The sequence below is a fragment of the Enterobacter cloacae complex sp. IR5428 genome, assembly GCF_049238585.1.
GTDB classification, from domain to species: Bacteria; Pseudomonadota; Gammaproteobacteria; order Enterobacterales; family Enterobacteriaceae; genus Enterobacter; species Enterobacter intestinihominis.
The window spans coordinates 331,329-347,670 of sequence record NZ_JBMKHV010000004.1 but is presented as its reverse complement, the minus strand read 5'-3'; the positions used below and the strand labels follow the sequence as shown (position 1 = coordinate 347,670).

Sequence of the window (16,342 nt, the reverse complement as noted above, 5' to 3'; positions counted from 1 at the left end):
GTGAATGTTTGATAAGAATAGCTAAAGGATGGGCGCTGAAAAGCGCGCCGGCAGGCCTTTCATTCAGGATTGCTGGCGAACATCACAGAATTTTTGACGTGAGGAATTGATGCAAACAGTTAAACAAAGCGTGACAGCGTTATTTTTGGCGGTTATCACCTCCGCCGCCAGCGCACATCCTCACAGCTTTATCAGCCTGAAAACCGAACTGGTGACGGACGGCACACAGCTCAGCGGCCTGAAGATGCGCTGGACGATGGATGAAATCACCTCCGCCGACCTGCTGTACGATGCCGGAAACGCAAAGCCCGGCGACGAGATCTGGAAAAAGCTGGCGGCGGAAGTCATGGCCAACGTGCTGGGTCAGCACTACTTCACCGAGTTCTGGCACAACGGACAAAAGGTGAAATTTCTTAACCGTCCCACGGAGTACGGTATGACCCGCGACGGCCATCAGGCGGTGCTGACGTTTATCCTTCCGCTGGCGCACCCTCAGCCGCTGGCCGGGCAGAAGTACAGGTTTTCCACGTTTGACCCAACCTACTATGTCGATATGCATTACGCCCAGGACAGCGACGTACAGTTGCCAGAAATATTGCAAAAAAGCTGCAAAATTGCCGTGCACACGCCGACGCCCAGTGAAGAGACGCTGAACTTTGCCGTTTCCCTTGATAAAGAAGATGCGCCCCCAGAAGACATGGAATTAGGAAAACAGTTTGCGCAGGAGGTGACGTTGCAATGTCAGTGATCTCCTCTCCCGTCAGTAAGCCGCGTCGCTGGCTGCACCTCTGGCCTCTGGCGCTCTTTTTGCTGTTAGCGTCTGGCGGCGCGCTCTGGCTGTGGCAGGCATGGCCGCAGGTGATGATGAAAAGTATCCTCTGGCAGCGGGAAGTTAATCAGCAGATGAGCGGGCTGCTGAAAGCCGTGGCGGAAAATCCGTCCAAAGCGGGCGGCTCTCTTCTGGCGTTCAGCTTTATCTATGGCGTGCTGCATGCCCTGGGGCCGGGGCACGGCAAAATCGTCATCACGACCTGGCTTGCCACCCAACCGTCGAAGCTGAAATCGAGTATCGGCCTGACGCTGGCTTCCTCTTTACTTCAGGGCGGTGTGGCAATTGCGCTGGTCGTGGTCGTCCTTTCGCTGCTACAGCTCCCGGCCCGCCAGCTGCATATGAGCAGCTTCTGGCTGGAGAAGGGAAGTTACGCGCTGGTAGGCGTGTTGGGGCTGATTCTCTGCTGGCGGGCGCTGAAAAAATTGCGCGCGTTGCTGCAAAAACCAAAATTCAAAATCTTTACGCCGCATCACGTTCACCATAAAAACTGCGGGTGCGGGCATCAGCATCTGCCGACGCAGGAACAATTACAGAATGGTGACGACTGGCGTGCGCGCCTGATGATTGTTCTCTCAATGGGGATGCGTCCGTGCTCGGGCGCAATCATGGTGCTGTTGTTCAGCAAAGTGATAGGTGTATTTGGCTGGGGCATGATCTCGGCGCTGGCGATGGCGGCGGGAACATCTCTGACTATCTCTTCGTTAGCCTTGCTGGTGCACAGCTTCCGTCAGCTGGCGGTAAAACTCAGCGGCAATAAAACGCCGGTATTGTGGCGACAGGTTGGCTGGACGACGCTTGCGCTGGCGGGCGGGGTGATTCTGCTGGTGGCTGCGGTCACGATGTGGATGAGCGCGGTGCCGGTGGGAAGGGGGTTGCGGCCTTTTTAGCCATACCTGAGGGGTTTGTAGGCCCGGTAAGCGTAGCGCCACCGGGCTTAACAGACTGGATTAACGCTTCAGCGCATCGCTCAGTTCTTCACGCATGTTTGCCAGCATGGCTTTAACAACGCGCGGGTTACCTGCAACGATGTTGCCGGTAGACATATAGTTATGGCCGCCGGTGAAGTCACAAACAATCGCGCCAGCTTCACGTGCGATCAGCTCGCCCGCCGCGAAGTCCCACGGCTTCAGTGACAGCTCAAAGTAACCGTCAACGCGGCCGGTCGCCACGTAGGCCAGATCCAGTGCAGCAGAGCCGGTGCGACGGAAGTCCGCGCATTCGGTGAACAGTTTGCCGAGGATATTCATATAAGTGGTTGCGTGCTGCTTCGCCTTGAACGGGAAGCCGGTCGCCAGAATCGTGCCGTCCAGATCGCGTGCATTGCTGCAGCGCAGACGGTAGCCGTTCAGCTGCGCGCCCTGACCGCGGGTCGCGGTGAACAGTTCGTTACGCATTGGATCGTAAACAACGGCGACTTCAGTACGGCCTTTGATGCGTACTGCGATAGACACAGAGAAGTGTGGCAGGCGCTTAACGAAGTTGGTGGTGCCATCCAGTGGATCGATAACCCATTGAACATCCTGATCGGTACCTTCATGTTCACCGCTTTCTTCGGTGATGATGGTGTGCTGCGGGTAAGATTTGCGGATCGTTTCGATAATAATCGCTTCGGCGGCTTTATCGACGTTAGTCACGAAATCATTGCTGCCTTTCTGGCTGGTTTCTACGGAGTCTGGGGTTTCGTAGTGTTTGGCAATTACATTACCCGCCTTGCGCGCTGCGCGCACGGCGATGGTCAGCATCGGATGCATCGGTCTCTCTCACTGGATGTTAAAGAACAGGAAAATCGGCGCAGAGTATAGCAGCGGGATCGGATTATGTCTCTCGTTTATGATAATATGCCCGAATATTCTTCAGACACTGAATCCAGACATCTAAAAATTATGCTGCAAAACATTCGAATCGTGCTGGTCGAAACATCGCACACCGGCAACATGGGCTCTGTGGCCCGCGCTATGAAAACCATGGGCTTAACGAACCTGTGGCTGGTTAATCCGCTGGTGAAACCAGACTCTCAGGCTATTGCGCTGGCGGCCGGCGCCAGCGACGTGATAGGGAATGCACAGATTGTGGACACCCTGGACGAAGCCCTGGCCGGTTGCAGTCTGGTGGTGGGGACCAGCGCGCGCTCCCGTACGCTGCCCTGGCCGATGCTGGACCCGCGCGAATGCGGCCTGAAAAGTATCTCAGAAGCGGAACAGGCGCCGGTTGCGCTGGTGTTTGGTCGTGAACGCGTTGGCCTGACCAACGAGGAACTACAGAAGTGTCACTACCACGTGGCGATTGCCGCAAACCCGGAATACAGCTCGCTGAACCTGGCGATGGCGGTGCAGGTGATTGCCTACGAAGTGCGCATGGCATGGCTGGCGACGCAGGAGAAACCGGTCGAACCTAAAGAAGAGACGGCCTACCCGCTGGTGGACGATCTGGAGCGCTTCTACGGCCACCTGGAGCAGACGCTGCTCTCGACCGGCTTTATCCGTGAAGGCCATCCAGGGCAGGTGATGAACAAGCTGCGCCGTATGTTCACCCGGGCGCGCCCGGAAAGCCAGGAGCTGAACATCCTGCGCGGGATCCTGGCGTCTATTGAGCAGAAGAATAAAGAGTAGTGCCGTGTGTTCGCCGGGTGGCGCTTCGCTTACCCGGCCTACAAAGCCCGTAGGCCCGTGCAAGCGCAGCGCCGCCGGGCAAAAAATACGGCACAGAAGGTTAAATACCTGACTAAAACAGTCAAGTAAATAGTTGACCAATTTAGTCAGGAATGTCAGACTTGGCCCTGCTATGCAATACCCCCATTTTACAATAAAAAACCCCGGGCAGGGGCGAGTTTGAGGTTAAGTAAGACATGAGACTGACATCTAAAGGGCGTTATGCCGTGACCGCGATGCTGGACGTTGCGCTCAACTCCGAAGCGGGCCCGGTTCCGTTGGCTGATATTTCTGAACGACAGGGGATCTCCCTCTCTTATCTGGAACAGCTGTTCTCCAGACTGCGTAAAAATGGACTGGTTTCCAGCGTTCGTGGCCCAGGCGGCGGCTATCTGCTGGGTAAAGACGCGGGCAGTATTGCAGTTGGCGAAGTGATCAGCGCCGTTGACGAATCCGTTGACGCGACCCGTTGCCAGGGTAAAGGCGGCTGCCAGGGCGGCGATAAGTGCCTGACCCACGCGCTGTGGCGCGATCTGAGCGACCGTCTGACCGGCTTCCTGAATAACATCACCCTGGGTGAACTGGTGAATAACCAGGAAGTTCTGGACGTATCGGGTCGTCAGCAAAGCCATGAATCACAACGCAGCACCCGCGCGCAAGACGCTATCGACGTCAAACTGCGCGCGTAATAAAAAGATAAGTATTTCAGAATCAGGCCGGGGCGGTCACGCCCCGTGTACTCGGTCGTACATCCAGCCGGTTGCCTGATTCCTTGCATTGAAGCGATGTACGGAGTTTAAAGAGCAATGAAATTACCGATTTATCTCGACTACTCCGCAACCACGCCGGTGGACCCGCGTGTTGCCGAGAAAATGATGCAGTGTCTGACCCTGGACGGAAACTTTGGTAACCCAGCTTCCCGTTCACACCGTTTTGGCTGGCATGCTGAAGAGGCGGTTGATATCGCCCGTAATCAGATTGCTGACCTGGTCGGTGCCGATCCGCGTGAAATTGTTTTCACCTCCGGTGCGACCGAATCCGACAACCTGGCGATTAAAGGTGCAGCCAACTTTTATCAGAAAAAAGGCAAGCACATCATCACCAGCAAGACCGAACACAAAGCTGTGCTGGACACCTGCCGTCAGCTGGAGCGTGAAGGGTTCGACGTGACTTACCTGGCGCCGCAGAGCAACGGGATCATCGACCTGAAAGAGCTCGAAGCGGCCATGCGTGATGACACCATTCTGGTTTCCATCATGCACGTTAACAACGAAATCGGCGTCGTCCAGGACATCGCGACCATCGGTGAAATGTGCCGCGCGCGCGGTATCATCTACCACGTAGACGCGACCCAGAGCGTGGGCAAACTGCCTATCGACCTGAGCCAGCTGAAAGTCGACCTGATGTCCTTCTCCGGCCACAAAATCTATGGCCCGAAAGGGATCGGCGCGCTGTACGTTCGTCGTAAGCCACGTATCCGCATCGAAGCACAGATGCACGGCGGCGGTCATGAGCGCGGCATGCGTTCCGGTACGCTGCCTGTTCACCAGATCGTGGGCATGGGCGAAGCGTACCGCATCGCGAAAGAAGAGATGGAAACCGAGATGGCGCGCCTGCGCACGCTGCGTAACCGTCTGTGGGACGGCGTGAAGGATATGGAAGAAGTGTATCTGAACGGCGATCTCGAGCAGGGCGCACCGAACATCCTCAACGTCAGCTTCAACTATGTTGAAGGCGAATCGCTGATCATGGCGCTGAAAGACCTGGCCGTTTCTTCCGGTTCTGCCTGTACGTCTGCAAGCCTGGAGCCATCCTACGTGCTGCGTGCGCTGGGCATGACTGACGAGCTGGCACACAGCTCTATCCGTTTCTCTTTAGGTCGTTTCACTACCGAAGAAGAGATTGACTACACCATCAAACTGGTTCGTAACTCCATCGGCCGTCTGCGCGACCTTTCTCCACTGTGGGAAATGTTCAAGCAGGGCGTGGATCTGAACAGCATTGAATGGTCACATCACTAATCGGTACATAAGGAGAATTCAATCATGGCATACAGCGAAAAAGTTATCGATCATTACGAGAACCCGCGCAACGTTGGCTCTTTTGACAACAGCGACGAATCTGTCGGTAGCGGTATGGTTGGCGCGCCAGCGTGTGGCGACGTGATGAAGTTGCAGATTAAAGTCAACAATGAAGGTATCATTGAAGACGCGCGCTTCAAGACCTACGGCTGCGGTTCTGCTATCGCCTCCAGCTCCCTGGTCACCGAGTGGGTGAAGGGCAAGTCTCTGGACGAAGCACAGGCAATCAAAAACACGGACATTGCTGAAGAACTCGAACTGCCGCCGGTGAAAATTCACTGTTCAATTCTGGCAGAAGACGCGATCAAAGCCGCCATTGCGGATTACAAAAGCAAACGTGAAGCAAAATAATTGAGGTTTGAGTATGTCGATTACCCTTAGCGACAGCGCTGCCGCGCGAGTAAGCTCTTTTCTGGCGAACCGTGGTAAAGGCTTTGGCCTGCGACTGGGCGTACGTACCTCCGGCTGTTCTGGTATGGCTTACGTACTGGAGTTTGTTGACGAACCGGCGTCTGATGACACCGTGTTTGAAGACAAGGGCGTGAAGGTGGTGGTCGATGGCAAAAGCCTGCAATTTCTCAACGGCACTCAGCTGGACTTTGTAAAAGAAGGCCTGAACGAAGGGTTCAAATTTACGAACCCGAACGTCAAAGACGAGTGTGGTTGCGGCGAAAGCTTCCACGTTTAACCGCGTTCCGCTGTTATACCGATTAATTCGTGTTGCAGAAAGGCGGCAAGCGAGTGAATCCCCGGGAGCTTACTTAAGTAAGTGACTGGGGTGAACGAGCGCAGACAACGCATCTGCAGCGCGAAGTAAGAAGGTATAACCCCACCGTGGCTGTGCTACGCGTGGGGTTTGTTCTAACAGGCTACCCCTGAGATTGTTATGGATTACTTCACTCTCTTCGGACTACCCGCTCAATACCCGATTGATCTCCAGGCGCTGACGATCCGTTTTCAGGATCTCCAGCGTCAGTACCATCCGGATAAATTCGCCAGCGGGACGCAGGCAGAGCAGCTGGCTGCGGTATCACACTCCGCAACCATCAACCAGGCCTGGCAAACGCTGCGTCATCCGCTGGCGCGTGCAGAATATCTGCTCTCGCTCCACGGTTTTGATCTGGCGAGCGAACAGCATACCGTGCGCGACACCGCGTTTCTGATGGAGCAGCTGGAGCTTCGCGAAGAGCTGGATGAAATTGAACAGGCTAAAGACGAAGCGCGTCTGGAACGTTTTCTCCAGCGCGTAAAGGGCATGTTCGATACCCGCCATCAGCAGATGGTTGAGCAACTGAACAACGAGACCTGGGACGTGGCGGCAGACACTGTGCGCAAACTCCGTTTTCTCGATAAACTGCGAAGCAGTGCTGAACAACTCGAAGAAAAGCTGCTCGATTTTTAATTTCGGAAGCAATTATGGCCTTATTACAAATTAGTGAGCCAGGCTTAAGCGCCGCACCGCACCAGCGTCGTCTGGCGGTCGGTATTGACCTGGGCACCACCAATTCTCTCGTGGCGACCGTGCGTAGCGGCCAGGCGGAAACGCTGGCTGACGAGCAGGGCCGCCATCTGCTGCCTTCCGTGGTCCACTACCAGCAGCAGGGTCACGCGGTCGGCTTTGATGCCCGCGCCAATGCCGCGCGCGATCCGGCTAACACCATCAGCTCGGTTAAGCGCATGATGGGCCGCTCGCTGGCGGATATCCAGACCCGTTATCCGCATCTGCCGTACCAGTTACAGGCCAGCGAAAACGGCCTGCCGATGATTGCGACATCTGCCGGTCTGCTGAACCCGATTCGTGTTTCTGCTGACATCCTCAAAGCGCTGGCGGCGCGCGCGACGGCGACGCTCGGTGGCGATCTGGACGGCGTGGTAATCACCGTTCCGGCCTACTTTGACGATGCACAGCGTCAGGGCACCAAAGACGCCGCGCGTCTGGCGGGCCTGCACGTGCTGCGTCTGCTGAACGAACCGACAGCGGCAGCCATTGCCTACGGCCTCGATTCCGGTCAGGAAGGGGTGATTGCGGTTTACGATCTCGGCGGCGGGACGTTTGATATCTCTATCCTGCGCTTAAGCCGCGGTGTGTTCGAAGTGCTGGCCACCGGCGGGGATTCCGCGCTCGGCGGCGATGACTTCGACCATCTGCTGGCGGACTACATCCGCGAGCAGGCGGGCATCAGCGATCGCAGCGATGCGCGCGTCCAGCGTGAACTGCTGGATGCGGCCATCGACGCCAAAATCGCCCTGAGCGATGCGCAGTCCGTCAGCGTGAACGTCGCAGGCTGGCAGGGTGAGATCACCCGCGACCAGTTCAGCGAACTGATTGCGCCTCTGGTTAAGCGTACCCTACTGGCCTGCCGTCGCGCATTGAAAGATGCGGGCGTTGAGGCTAACGAGGTGCTGGAAGTGGTCATGGTTGGCGGCTCAACCCGCGTGCCGCTGGTACGTGAGCGCGTAGGGGAATTCTTTGGCCGCACGCCGCTAACCTCTATCGACCCGGACAAAGTGGTTGCCGTGGGTGCCGCTATCCAGGCCGATATCCTGGTCGGCAACAAGCCGGACAGCGAAATGCTGCTGCTGGACGTCATCCCGCTGTCTCTGGGTTTAGAAACCATGGGCGGCCTGGTGGAGAAAGTTATTCCCCGTAACACCACCATTCCGGTGGCGCGCGCACAGGAGTTCACCACCTTCAAAGACGGCCAGACCGCGATGTCCATCCACGTGATGCAGGGCGAGCGCGAGCTGGTGCAGGACTGCCGCTCTCTGGCGCGCTTTGCGCTGCGCGGAATTCCGGCGCTGCCGGCGGGCGGGGCGCATATTCGCGTCACCTTCCAGGTGGATGCGGACGGTCTCCTGAGCGTGACGGCGTTGGAAAAATCCACCGGCGTCGAATCGTCCATTCAGGTGAAGCCGTCCTACGGCCTGACCGATGGCGAAATCGCCTCCATGATTCAGGACTCAATGAGCTACGCCGAGCAGGATGTGAAGGCGCGTATGCTGGCGGAACAAAAAGTGGAAGCCGCACGCGTGCTGGAAAGCCTGAACGGCGCGCTTGCTGCCGATGCCGCGCTGTTAAGCGCCGCTGAGCGCCAGGTGATTGACGAGGCTGCTGCGCGCTTAAGCGTAGTCGCCGAAGGCAATGACGCTGACGCAATAGAAGAAGCCATTAAAAACGTTGATAAACAAACCCAGGACTTCGCTGCTCGCCGCATGGACAAATCTGTCCGCGTCGCGCTGAAAGGCCAGTCCGTGGACGAGGTTTAATATGCCAAAGATTGTTATTTTGCCTCATGCGGACCTCTGTCCGGATGGCGCTGTTCTGGAAGCGAAGACCGGTGAAACCATTCTCGATGTAGCCCTGCGTGCAGGTATCGAAGTGGAACACGCCTGTGAAAAATCCTGTGCCTGCACCACCTGCCACTGCATCGTGCGTGAAGGTTTTGATTCTCTCGCCGAGAGCACCGAAGACGAAGACGACATGCTGGATAAAGCATGGGGTCTGGAGCCTGACAGCCGCTTAAGCTGCCAGGCGGCGGTGACCGATGAAGATCTGGTCGTGGAATTCCCACGCTACACCATCAACCACGCACGCGAGCATTAATATGGGACTGAAGTGGACAGACAGCCGTGAAATCGGCGAAGCGCTCTACGACGCGAACCCGGATCTCGATCCGAAGACCGTACGATTCACCGACATGCATCAGTGGATCTGCGATTTAGAGGATTTTGACGACGATCCAAACGCATCCAATGAAAAAATTCTGGAGGCGATTCTGTTAGTCTGGTTAGATGAAGCAGAGTAAATCACTTAACGGGCTGCCTTCAGGCGGCCCGTTTGCTAATAAGGACAAATAAAATGACCGAAGCGATGAAGATTACGCTCTCCACGCAGCCAGCCGACGCACGCTGGGGCGAGAAAGCCACCTGGAGCATCAATAACGACGGTATTACCCTGCACCTGACGGGTAACGATGATTTGGGCCTGATCCAGCGCGCCGCGCGTAAAATTGACGGCCTGGGCATTAAGCATGTCACTCTGGCTGGCGAAGGCTGGGACACCGACCGCAGCTGGGCTTTCTGGGCGGGTTACAAAGGGCCGAAAGGCACCCGTAAAATTGAGTGGGCGAACCTCGATGAAGCCGGTCAGAAAGAGCTGGAAAGCCGCCTGAAAATTATCGACTGGGTGCGCGACACCATCAACGCCCCGGCGGAAGAGTTGGGGCCTGAGCAGCTGGCGCAGCGCGCGGTTGACCTGCTGTGCGGCGTGGCGGACGACAAGATGTCCTACCGCATCACCAAAGGTGAAGACCTGCGCGAACAAAATTACATGGGTATCCACACCGTGGGTCGTGGCTCCGAGCGTCCTCCGGTCCTGCTGGCGCTGGATTACAACCCAACCGGCGATAAAGAAGCGCCGGTCTTTGCCTGTCTGGTCGGGAAAGGTATCACCTTCGATACCGGCGGTTACAGCCTGAAGCAGAGCGCGTTCATGGATTCCATGAAGTCCGACATGGGCGGCGCGGCGACCATTACCGGCGCGCTGGCGTTCGCCATCACCCGTGGTCTGAACAAGCGCGTGAAGCTCTACCTGTGCTGCGCGGATAACATGGTGAGTGGCAACGCCTTCAAGCTGGGCGACATCATTCGCTACCGCAACGGTAAAAATGTTGAGGTGATGAACACCGATGCCGAAGGCCGTCTGGTGCTGGCCGATGGCCTGATCGACGCCTCTGCGCAGAAGCCGGAGCTGATTATCGACATGGCGACCCTGACCGGCGCGGCGAAAACTGCCCTTGGCAACGATTACCATGCGCTGTTCAGCTTCGACGACAAGCTGGCCGCTCGCCTGCTGGCCAGCGCGGCGGCGGAAAACGAGCCGTTCTGGCGTCTGCCGCTGGCCGAGTTCCACCGCAGCCAGCTGCCGTCTAACTTCGCCGAGCTGAACAACACCGCGAGCGCGGCGTACCCGGCGGGAGCCAGCACAGCAGCAGGCTTCCTGTCTCACTTCGTTGAGAACTACCATGAAGGCTGGCTGCACATTGACTGCTCCGCAACCTACCGTAAAGCGGCGGTTGAGCAGTGGTCAGCAGGCGCAACCGGTCTGGGTGTGCGTACCGTGGCGAACCTGCTGACGGCTGAGTGATCTTTTTTGCCGGGTGGCGCTACGCTTACCCGGCCTACAAAACCCGTAGGCCCGTGCAAGCGTTGCGCCGCCGGGCAATTGTGAAGTAGCCAAACTATGTCAGAAACCAAAAACGAATTAGAAACCCTGCTGGAGCAGGCGGCGACCGAGCCCGCCCACCGTCCGGCCTTTTTCCGCACGCTGCTGGAATCCACCGTCTGGGTGCCGGGCACCGCCGCGGAAGGGGAGCAGGTTGTCGAAGACAGCGCCCTGGATCTGCTGCACTGGGAGAAAGACGACGGCACATCGGTGATCCCGTTCTTTACCTCGCTCGAGGCTTTGCAGGAAGCGGTAGAAGACGAACAGGCGTTCGTGGTGATGCCGGTGCGCACGCTGTTCGAAATGACCCTGGGGCAGACGCTGTTCCTCAACGCCAAACTGCCGACCGGGAAAGAGTTCACTCCGCGTGAAATCAGCCATCTGATTGGTGAAGAAGGCAACCCGCTCAGCACCCAGGAGGTGCTGGAAGGGGGCGAAACGCTGCTGCTGTCTGAAGTGGCCGAGCCGCCCGCGCAGATGATTGACTCCCTGACCACGCTGTTTAAAACCATCAAGCCGGTAAAACGCGCGTTCCTCTGCTCCATCAAAGAGAGCGCTGACGAAAAGCCTGTTCTGCTGATTGGAATTGAGGCCGATGGCGATATCGACGAGATCATCCAGGCGGCGGGAAGCGTGGCGACCGACACCCTGCCGGGCGATGAGCCGATTGATATCTGTCAGGTGAAGAAAGGTGAGCAGGGCATCAGCCACTTTATTACCGAGCACATCACCCCGTTCTACGAGCGTCGCTGGGGCGGCTTCCTGCGCGATCTCAAGACCAACCGCATTATCTGATTACGGCGGGGTGACCTTCACCCCGTTGCTTCCAGCAACAGTAAATCCATCAGCAGCACCAGATTCGACTCAAACGACGTCACCCCTGCGGCTTCGGCAGCGAAATGTACCGCTTCGTCATAGAGGGCAAAATGCACGTCGGCCATACCTGCCAGCGTATTGGCCGACGCGCGGGTAAACGCGACAATCGTCATGCCGACGTTTTTGGCGATCCGCGCTTTATCCAGCACCTGCTCCGTTTCGCCGCTGCGCGAAACGGCAATAAATACCTGATAGCGTGCGGCGTTGCTGAGAAAAATATTCCGGCTGTCCCCCGGTCCGGAGATGAACGCGGTTTTTCCCAGCACCTGCAACTTCTTGGTCAGGTACTCGGCAAAAAGATATGAAAACCCGGCGCCGTAGAGAAAGAAGCTCTCTTTCTGGCGCAGCAGGCTGGCAAACTGCTGGCGTTTGTCCTGGGTAACCCACTGGAAGGTCTGCTGATAGTTGGCAATAAACCGGGCAAAAAGCGCGGGCATTTCTGCATGTTGCGCAGACTGTACGGTGATATGCGGCGTGTCAGAAAGCAGCTGCTTGCAGTGCCAGATAAACTCGCTAAATCCGCTGAAGCCCAGCTTCTGGCACAGCCGCATAATCGTCGCGGTGGAAACAAATGTCGCCTGCGCCAACTCGCGCACCGTGATATTGCCCACCAGCAGCGGATGCTCAGTGAGGTGGGCGAGGACGCGATACTCCGCGCGGGTCAGTGACGACCCGCGTGTTAACAGCGTTGCCAGGCGGTTATCCATTATTTCGCCGGTTCTACCGGCAGATCGTCCCGTGCACCCCATTCACTCCAGGCGCCGTCATACAGCGTCACGTCATTCGCGCCAAGGGTTGCCAGCGCCAGGATCACCACGCAGGCCGTCACGCCGGAGCCGCAGCTGGCAATAACCGGACGATGCAAATCCACGCCCTGACGTTCAAAAATGGCACGCAATTCATCGGTGGTTTTCAGCTCGCCTTCAAACACCAGATCGCCCCACGGCACGTTCAGCGCCCCCGGGATATGTCCGCGCTTCAGCCCCGGACGCGGCTCATCCGCTTCAGCGTTGAAGCGTGGAGCGGGACGCGCATCGACGATTTGCGCCGTGTTTTCATGGCTCACGACCAGCACATCGGTCAGGCGTTTCACCACGTGTGCGTCGAACGTGGCATCGAATTCGCCTTCCGGCAGCGTCACGTCGCCCTGCTGAAGCGGCAGCTCGTCGCGCTTCCAGCCCGCAAGCCCGCCCGCCAGAATCGACACTTTTTCCACGCCGAAGTTTTTCAGCATCCACCACGCCCGCGGGGCGGAGAAGAGGTTACCCTCATCGTAAACAACGAGGTGTTTGTCTTTGCTGATGCCGAGCTCGCGCATCGCCACGGAAAACGCTTCCGGACGAGGCAGCATGTGCGGCAGGGGAGAGGTGTGATCGGAGAGGGCTTCGATATCGAAAAAAACCGCGCCAGGCAGGTGCCCTGCGCGATATTCAGCGGGAACGTCACGATGCTCCTGGCCCGGAGGGGCCATGCGCGCGTCGATAATCTGAACTTCCGGGTCGTCGCCGTGCTCAATCAGCCAGTCGGCGGCGACAAAATATGAGGTGGACATGGTTGCCTCCATTCTTTTCCGTAAAAAAGGATTGTCGGTGTTTTTTCTGACACCGACAAGTTAACCACGTTCAACTCGCGAGCAAGCCCCTATTTTTTCACCGCTTCACCGTCCTGCCATGCCTTTTGCAGCGCAGGCCAGTAGTCGCGGTTGGCTTCGATCATCTCATCCAGAATCGCTTTCGCGTGCTCCATGGTCGGCACGGTGCGGTTCAGGGTGAACGCCTGAAGTGCTTTCTCATAGCTGCCTTCGATTGTCGCCTCAACCAGCAGCTGTTCAGAAGCGAGCTGCTGTTGCAGGAGCGTCTGGTGGAACAACGGCACCTGACCCACGCGGACAGGCTCCGGCCCTTCGGAGGTGATATAGGCAGGTACTTCCACCACCGCATCGTACGGCAGATTGGTAATCGCCCCGCGGTTTTCCACCATCACCAGATGACGTTGGCGCAGGTTGAACGCCAGCGAGCAGGCGACATCGACGATAAATTCGCCGTGAACACCTACGTGGAAGGCGTCCGGTAAGATCCCGCTGCGCTGGTACTCTTCGGCGGCGGCAAACAGCTTTTTCTCACGTCCGTTCATCACTTCGTTGGCACGGGTATAGTCCGGGTTCTGATGCTCCACAATCTGGTTCGGCATCAGGTAGTACTGTAGATACGGGTTCGGCAGATACTCCGGGAAGTTGTCCATGATCGGCTTAATGTTGCGCCAGGTTTTTACCCACGACGGATCCGAATGCTGCGGGTCGGTTTTGGCCGCATCTTCCGTCAGCAGGCCAAACTTCGCGATATGTTTGCGCAGCTCCGGCAGCTTGTCTTCGCCGTCCACCAGCACGCGGGTAAACCAGCCGAAGTGGTTCAGACCGAAGTAGTCGACCTCCAGCTTGCGACGATCGACCCCCAGAATCGCCCCCATGTTACGCATGGCAGCCACCGGCATATCGCAGATGTTCAGCACGCGCGCGTTCGGGCGCAGGCGGCGCACGCCTTCCGCGACGATCGCCGCCGGGTTGGAGTAGTTCACGATCCAGGCTTTCTCGTGCGCGTAGCGATCGACCAGATCGATAAGCTCCACCATCGGCAGGATCGTGCGCAGTCCGTACGCCAGCCCCCCGGGGCCGCATGTTTCCTGGCCGACCACGCCGTGACGCAGCGGGATCTTTTCATCCTGCTCGCGCATCTTGTACTGGCCGACGCGCATCTGGGCGAAGACAAAATGTGCGCCGCTGAAGGCCACTTCCGGGTCACTGGTGACGGTAAATTTGATGCTCTGGCTGTGGTCGCGAATGACCTTCTCTACGACGGGCGCAATGGTGTTCTGACGCGCCTCGTCGATATCGTAAAGGCGAATTTCGGCCAGCGGGAAATCCTGCAGGCGCACCATCAGGCTTTTCACAATACCCGGCGTGTAGGTGCTACCGCCGCCGGCAATCGACAGGATAAATGGGGGTGTAAACATCTTTAGCTCCTCTCAGAGAAACGTCTCAACGGCTTCTCGCATTTTTTTGACGTGCAGCCCGTAGACCACCTGAACGTTGTTACCTTGTTTGATAATCCCTTTCGCGCCAGTCGCCTTCAGGCGCGGCTCGTCGATGATGGAGACATCCTTCACCGTGACGCGCAAGCGGGTGTAGCAGTTATCTACCACTTCAATGTTTTCCCGGCCGCCCAGCCCCACCACGATGGATTCGCCAAGCCCGTCATTATTGCCTTTGGCCTGGTACTCCTGCTTGCTGTAGAGGCGCGTCTCTTTATCGTCATCCTCACGGCCCGGCGTCTTCATGTTGAAGCGCAGGATCAGGAAGCGGAACACCACAAAGTAGAGGGCGAACATGATCAGCCCGACCAGGAGGTACATCGGCCAGTTGGACTTCTCCGTGCCGAGCGGCAGGTTGTAAAGGATGAAGTCGATAATCCCATTGGCGCCGATGGCGTGAACGCCCAGCAGCGAGAACAGCATCATGCCGATGCCGGTCAGCACCGCGTGCACCACGAAGAGCAGCGGGGCGACAAACAGGAAGGAGAACTCAATCGGCTCGGTCACGCCGACCAGCAGCGAAGTCAGCGCCGCCGGGATCAAAATGGCTTTCGCAATGGCTTTACGCTCCGGCTTCGCGGTCATGTACATCGCCAGCGCGGCGGCAGGCAGGCCGAACATTTTGCTGATGCCGCGCGCATCCCACACCACGGTGCTGCTGAGCTGCTTCACGTCCGGGCAGGCCATCTCGGCAAAGTAGATATTGCGCGCGCCCTGATAGGTTGCGCCGCATACCTCCTGCGTGCCGCCCAGCTCGGTATAGAGGAACGGCGTATAAACCAGATGGTGCAGGCCGGTGGGGACCAGAATGCGTTCCAGGAAACCGTAGATTGCTACGCCAAACGGCCCGGAGCCTTTGATGGCCAGCGCCAGGGCGCTAATGCCGTGCTGGGCAAACGGCCACAATTCACTCATCACCACGCCGAGCAGCATGGAGACGGGGAGCATGACGATAGCGACAAAGCAGTGGCCGGAGTAAATCGCCATCGCGCCGTTAAACTGTACGCCGGAGTATTTGTTGTAGAGATAACCGGAGAGCGCGCCGGTCAGGATCCCGGCGAACACGCCCATCTCCAGCACCTGCACGCCCAGCACCATGGTCTGTCCGGCCGCTTTCATCTGCTCGGCAGGCGCAAGCGCGCCCTGTAGCTGCAGCGTGACGTTCATGGCGTTGATGAACACCACAAAGGTCACCAGCCCAATCAGCGCGGCATAGCCTTTATCACGTGTCGCCAGACCAATCGGGATACCGACGGCAAACACCAGTGCCAGGTTAACCAGTACCGATACGGCAGATTTCGCGATGAGTTGGCCGATATTCTGAATCAGAGGATGGCCAAGAAACGGCAGGTACTCGGCAAGATTGCCGTTACCCAGCACGTTACCAAAGGCGATAAAAAGACCGACAATCGGTAAGATAAGTACCGGTCCGTACAATGATTTTCCGAAATTTTGTAGGGCGTTCACGGCTCGTTTCATGGCTTTCTCTCTTATTGAACCGCGCACTCGGGGTGCGTCATGGTCATAAAACTAGCAGTCTTCAGGCACGCTTATCCAGCTATCTTCTTGTTTTAAAGACAAATGACGTGAAAGG

At 57.5% G+C, this 16,342-nt stretch carries 18 protein-coding genes; 13 read left to right on the top strand and 5 right to left on the bottom strand.

The genetic code is table 11. The features are described from left to right. Positions 1 to 109: 109 nt before the first annotated feature. On the top strand, positions 110 to 748 hold the full coding sequence (locus ACOTXC_RS08130; RefSeq protein WP_022649022.1) for a DUF1007 family protein: 639 nt from the start codon (positions 110 to 112) through the stop codon (positions 746 to 748). Beyond that, positions 739 to 1,719 carry a nickel/cobalt transporter gene (locus ACOTXC_RS08125; protein WP_058676975.1) on the top strand — a complete coding sequence of 327 codons (981 nt, stop codon included), beginning with the start codon at positions 739 to 741 and terminating at the stop codon, positions 1,717 to 1,719. The genes ACOTXC_RS08130 and ACOTXC_RS08125 overlap by 10 nt, the downstream gene beginning before the upstream one ends. 60 nt (positions 1,720 to 1,779) lie before the next feature. Here ACOTXC_RS08125 and suhB read toward each other — a convergent pair whose 3' ends face one another. Then, the gene (suhB, locus tag ACOTXC_RS08120; protein WP_022649020.1) at positions 1,780 to 2,583 is read right to left on the bottom strand and encodes an inositol-1-monophosphatase; all 804 of its coding nucleotides are present in this window, start codon (positions 2,581 to 2,583) and stop codon (positions 1,780 to 1,782) included. A gap of 132 nt (positions 2,584 to 2,715) precedes the next feature. Here suhB and trmJ point away from each other — a divergent pair, with 132 nt between their 5' ends. The 11 genes from trmJ (at position 2,716) to sseB (ending at position 11,580) form a co-directional block, all read left to right on the top strand. Further along, a complete protein-coding gene (trmJ, locus tag ACOTXC_RS08115) occupies positions 2,716 to 3,441 on the top strand; it encodes a tRNA (cytosine(32)/uridine(32)-2'-O)-methyltransferase TrmJ (protein ID WP_015572157.1) in 726 nt (241 codons plus the stop codon). A 236-nt stretch (positions 3,442 to 3,677) separates the two neighbouring features. Continuing rightward, complete coding sequence (gene iscR, locus ACOTXC_RS08110) at positions 3,678 to 4,169, top strand: Fe-S cluster assembly transcriptional regulator IscR (protein WP_089597799.1); 492 nt, start codon at positions 3,678 to 3,680, stop codon at positions 4,167 to 4,169. Positions 4,170 to 4,286: 117 nt separating this feature from the next. Next, entirely contained in the window at positions 4,287 to 5,501 is a 1,215-nt protein-coding gene (gene iscS / locus ACOTXC_RS08105) for a cysteine desulfurase (protein ID WP_020883022.1), read from the top strand. Between the two features lie 24 nt (positions 5,502 to 5,525). After that, the gene (gene iscU, locus ACOTXC_RS08100; RefSeq protein WP_003860661.1) at positions 5,526 to 5,912 is read left to right on the top strand and encodes a Fe-S cluster assembly scaffold IscU; all 387 of its coding nucleotides are present in this window, start codon (positions 5,526 to 5,528) and stop codon (positions 5,910 to 5,912) included. Positions 5,913 to 5,925: 13 nt separating this feature from the next. Continuing rightward, positions 5,926 to 6,249, top strand: a complete 324-nt coding sequence (gene iscA, locus ACOTXC_RS08095; protein ID WP_003860659.1) for an iron-sulfur cluster assembly protein IscA — start codon at positions 5,926 to 5,928, stop codon at positions 6,247 to 6,249. A gap of 198 nt (positions 6,250 to 6,447) precedes the next feature. Further along, positions 6,448 to 6,963, top strand: a complete 516-nt coding sequence (gene hscB, locus ACOTXC_RS08090; RefSeq protein ID WP_022649017.1) for a co-chaperone HscB — start codon at positions 6,448 to 6,450, stop codon at positions 6,961 to 6,963. A gap of 14 nt (positions 6,964 to 6,977) precedes the next feature. Then, positions 6,978 to 8,828 (top strand): Fe-S protein assembly chaperone HscA, encoded by a 1,851-nt coding sequence (gene hscA, locus ACOTXC_RS08085; RefSeq protein WP_421767555.1) that lies wholly within the window; start codon positions 6,978 to 6,980, stop codon positions 8,826 to 8,828. Between the two features lies 1 nt (position 8,829). Continuing rightward, entirely contained in the window at positions 8,830 to 9,165 is a 336-nt protein-coding gene (fdx, locus tag ACOTXC_RS08080; RefSeq protein ID WP_003860652.1) for an ISC system 2Fe-2S type ferredoxin, read from the top strand. A 1-nt stretch (position 9,166) separates the two neighbouring features. Beyond that, positions 9,167 to 9,367 carry a Fe-S cluster assembly protein IscX gene (iscX, locus tag ACOTXC_RS08075; protein ID WP_003860650.1) on the top strand — a complete coding sequence of 67 codons (201 nt, stop codon included), beginning with the start codon at positions 9,167 to 9,169 and terminating at the stop codon, positions 9,365 to 9,367. Positions 9,368 to 9,420: 53 nt separating this feature from the next. After that, positions 9,421 to 10,707: an aminopeptidase PepB gene (pepB, locus tag ACOTXC_RS08070; RefSeq protein ID WP_022649015.1), complete on the top strand. Its 1,287-nt coding sequence runs from the start codon at positions 9,421 to 9,423 to the stop codon at positions 10,705 to 10,707. 96 nt (positions 10,708 to 10,803) lie between these two features. Then, positions 10,804 to 11,580, top strand: a complete 777-nt coding sequence (gene sseB / locus ACOTXC_RS08065) for an enhanced serine sensitivity protein SseB (protein WP_058646163.1) — start codon at positions 10,804 to 10,806, stop codon at positions 11,578 to 11,580. Positions 11,581 to 11,597: 17 nt separating this feature from the next. On the opposite strand, the gene ACOTXC_RS08060 is transcribed toward sseB, so the two are convergent. The 4 genes from ACOTXC_RS08060 to ACOTXC_RS08045 all read right to left on the bottom strand — a co-directional run bounded on the left by ACOTXC_RS08060 (position 11,598) and on the right by ACOTXC_RS08045 (position 16,227). Beyond that, positions 11,598 to 12,368, bottom strand: coding sequence for a MurR/RpiR family transcriptional regulator (locus ACOTXC_RS08060; RefSeq protein ID WP_058646164.1), 771 nt, complete (start codon positions 12,366 to 12,368; stop codon positions 11,598 to 11,600). Then, positions 12,368 to 13,213, bottom strand: coding sequence for a 3-mercaptopyruvate sulfurtransferase (gene sseA / locus ACOTXC_RS08055; protein ID WP_023300716.1), 846 nt, complete (start codon positions 13,211 to 13,213; stop codon positions 12,368 to 12,370). Before sseA ends, ACOTXC_RS08060 begins: the two co-directional genes overlap by 1 nt. A gap of 89 nt (positions 13,214 to 13,302) precedes the next feature. Next, the gene (locus tag ACOTXC_RS08050) at positions 13,303 to 14,670 is read right to left on the bottom strand and encodes a 6-phospho-alpha-glucosidase (protein ID WP_421767554.1); all 1,368 of its coding nucleotides are present in this window, start codon (positions 14,668 to 14,670) and stop codon (positions 13,303 to 13,305) included. A 12-nt stretch (positions 14,671 to 14,682) separates the two neighbouring features. Then, positions 14,683 to 16,227: a PTS transporter subunit EIIC gene (locus ACOTXC_RS08045; RefSeq protein WP_421767553.1), complete on the bottom strand. Its 1,545-nt coding sequence runs from the start codon at positions 16,225 to 16,227 to the stop codon at positions 14,683 to 14,685. Between the last annotated feature and the right edge of the window lie 115 nt (positions 16,228 to 16,342).

Coding starts and splice junctions, on each gene's coding strand:
- ACOTXC_RS08130 (WP_022649022.1), top strand. CDS start 110: ATGCAAACAGTTAAACAAAGCGTGACAGCGTTATTTTTGGCGGTTATC.
- ACOTXC_RS08125 (WP_058676975.1), top strand. CDS start 739: ATGTCAGTGATCTCCTCTCCCGTCAGTAAGCCGCGTCGCTGGCTGCAC.
- suhB (WP_022649020.1), bottom strand. CDS start 2,583: ATGCATCCGATGCTGACCATCGCCGTGCGCGCAGCGCGCAAGGCGGGT.
- trmJ (WP_015572157.1), top strand. CDS start 2,716: ATGCTGCAAAACATTCGAATCGTGCTGGTCGAAACATCGCACACCGGC.
- iscR (WP_089597799.1), top strand. CDS start 3,678: ATGAGACTGACATCTAAAGGGCGTTATGCCGTGACCGCGATGCTGGAC.
- iscS (WP_020883022.1), top strand. CDS start 4,287: ATGAAATTACCGATTTATCTCGACTACTCCGCAACCACGCCGGTGGAC.
- iscU (WP_003860661.1), top strand. CDS start 5,526: ATGGCATACAGCGAAAAAGTTATCGATCATTACGAGAACCCGCGCAAC.
- iscA (WP_003860659.1), top strand. CDS start 5,926: ATGTCGATTACCCTTAGCGACAGCGCTGCCGCGCGAGTAAGCTCTTTT.
- hscB (WP_022649017.1), top strand. CDS start 6,448: ATGGATTACTTCACTCTCTTCGGACTACCCGCTCAATACCCGATTGAT.
- hscA (WP_421767555.1), top strand. CDS start 6,978: ATGGCCTTATTACAAATTAGTGAGCCAGGCTTAAGCGCCGCACCGCAC.
- fdx (WP_003860652.1), top strand. CDS start 8,830: ATGCCAAAGATTGTTATTTTGCCTCATGCGGACCTCTGTCCGGATGGC.
- iscX (WP_003860650.1), top strand. CDS start 9,167: ATGGGACTGAAGTGGACAGACAGCCGTGAAATCGGCGAAGCGCTCTAC.
- pepB (WP_022649015.1), top strand. CDS start 9,421: ATGACCGAAGCGATGAAGATTACGCTCTCCACGCAGCCAGCCGACGCA.
- sseB (WP_058646163.1), top strand. CDS start 10,804: ATGTCAGAAACCAAAAACGAATTAGAAACCCTGCTGGAGCAGGCGGCG.
- ACOTXC_RS08060 (WP_058646164.1), bottom strand. CDS start 12,368: ATGGATAACCGCCTGGCAACGCTGTTAACACGCGGGTCGTCACTGACC.
- sseA (WP_023300716.1), bottom strand. CDS start 13,213: ATGTCCACCTCATATTTTGTCGCCGCCGACTGGCTGATTGAGCACGGC.
- ACOTXC_RS08050 (WP_421767554.1), bottom strand. CDS start 14,670: ATGTTTACACCCCCATTTATCCTGTCGATTGCCGGCGGCGGTAGCACC.
- ACOTXC_RS08045 (WP_421767553.1), bottom strand. CDS start 16,227: ATGAAACGAGCCGTGAACGCCCTACAAAATTTCGGAAAATCATTGTAC.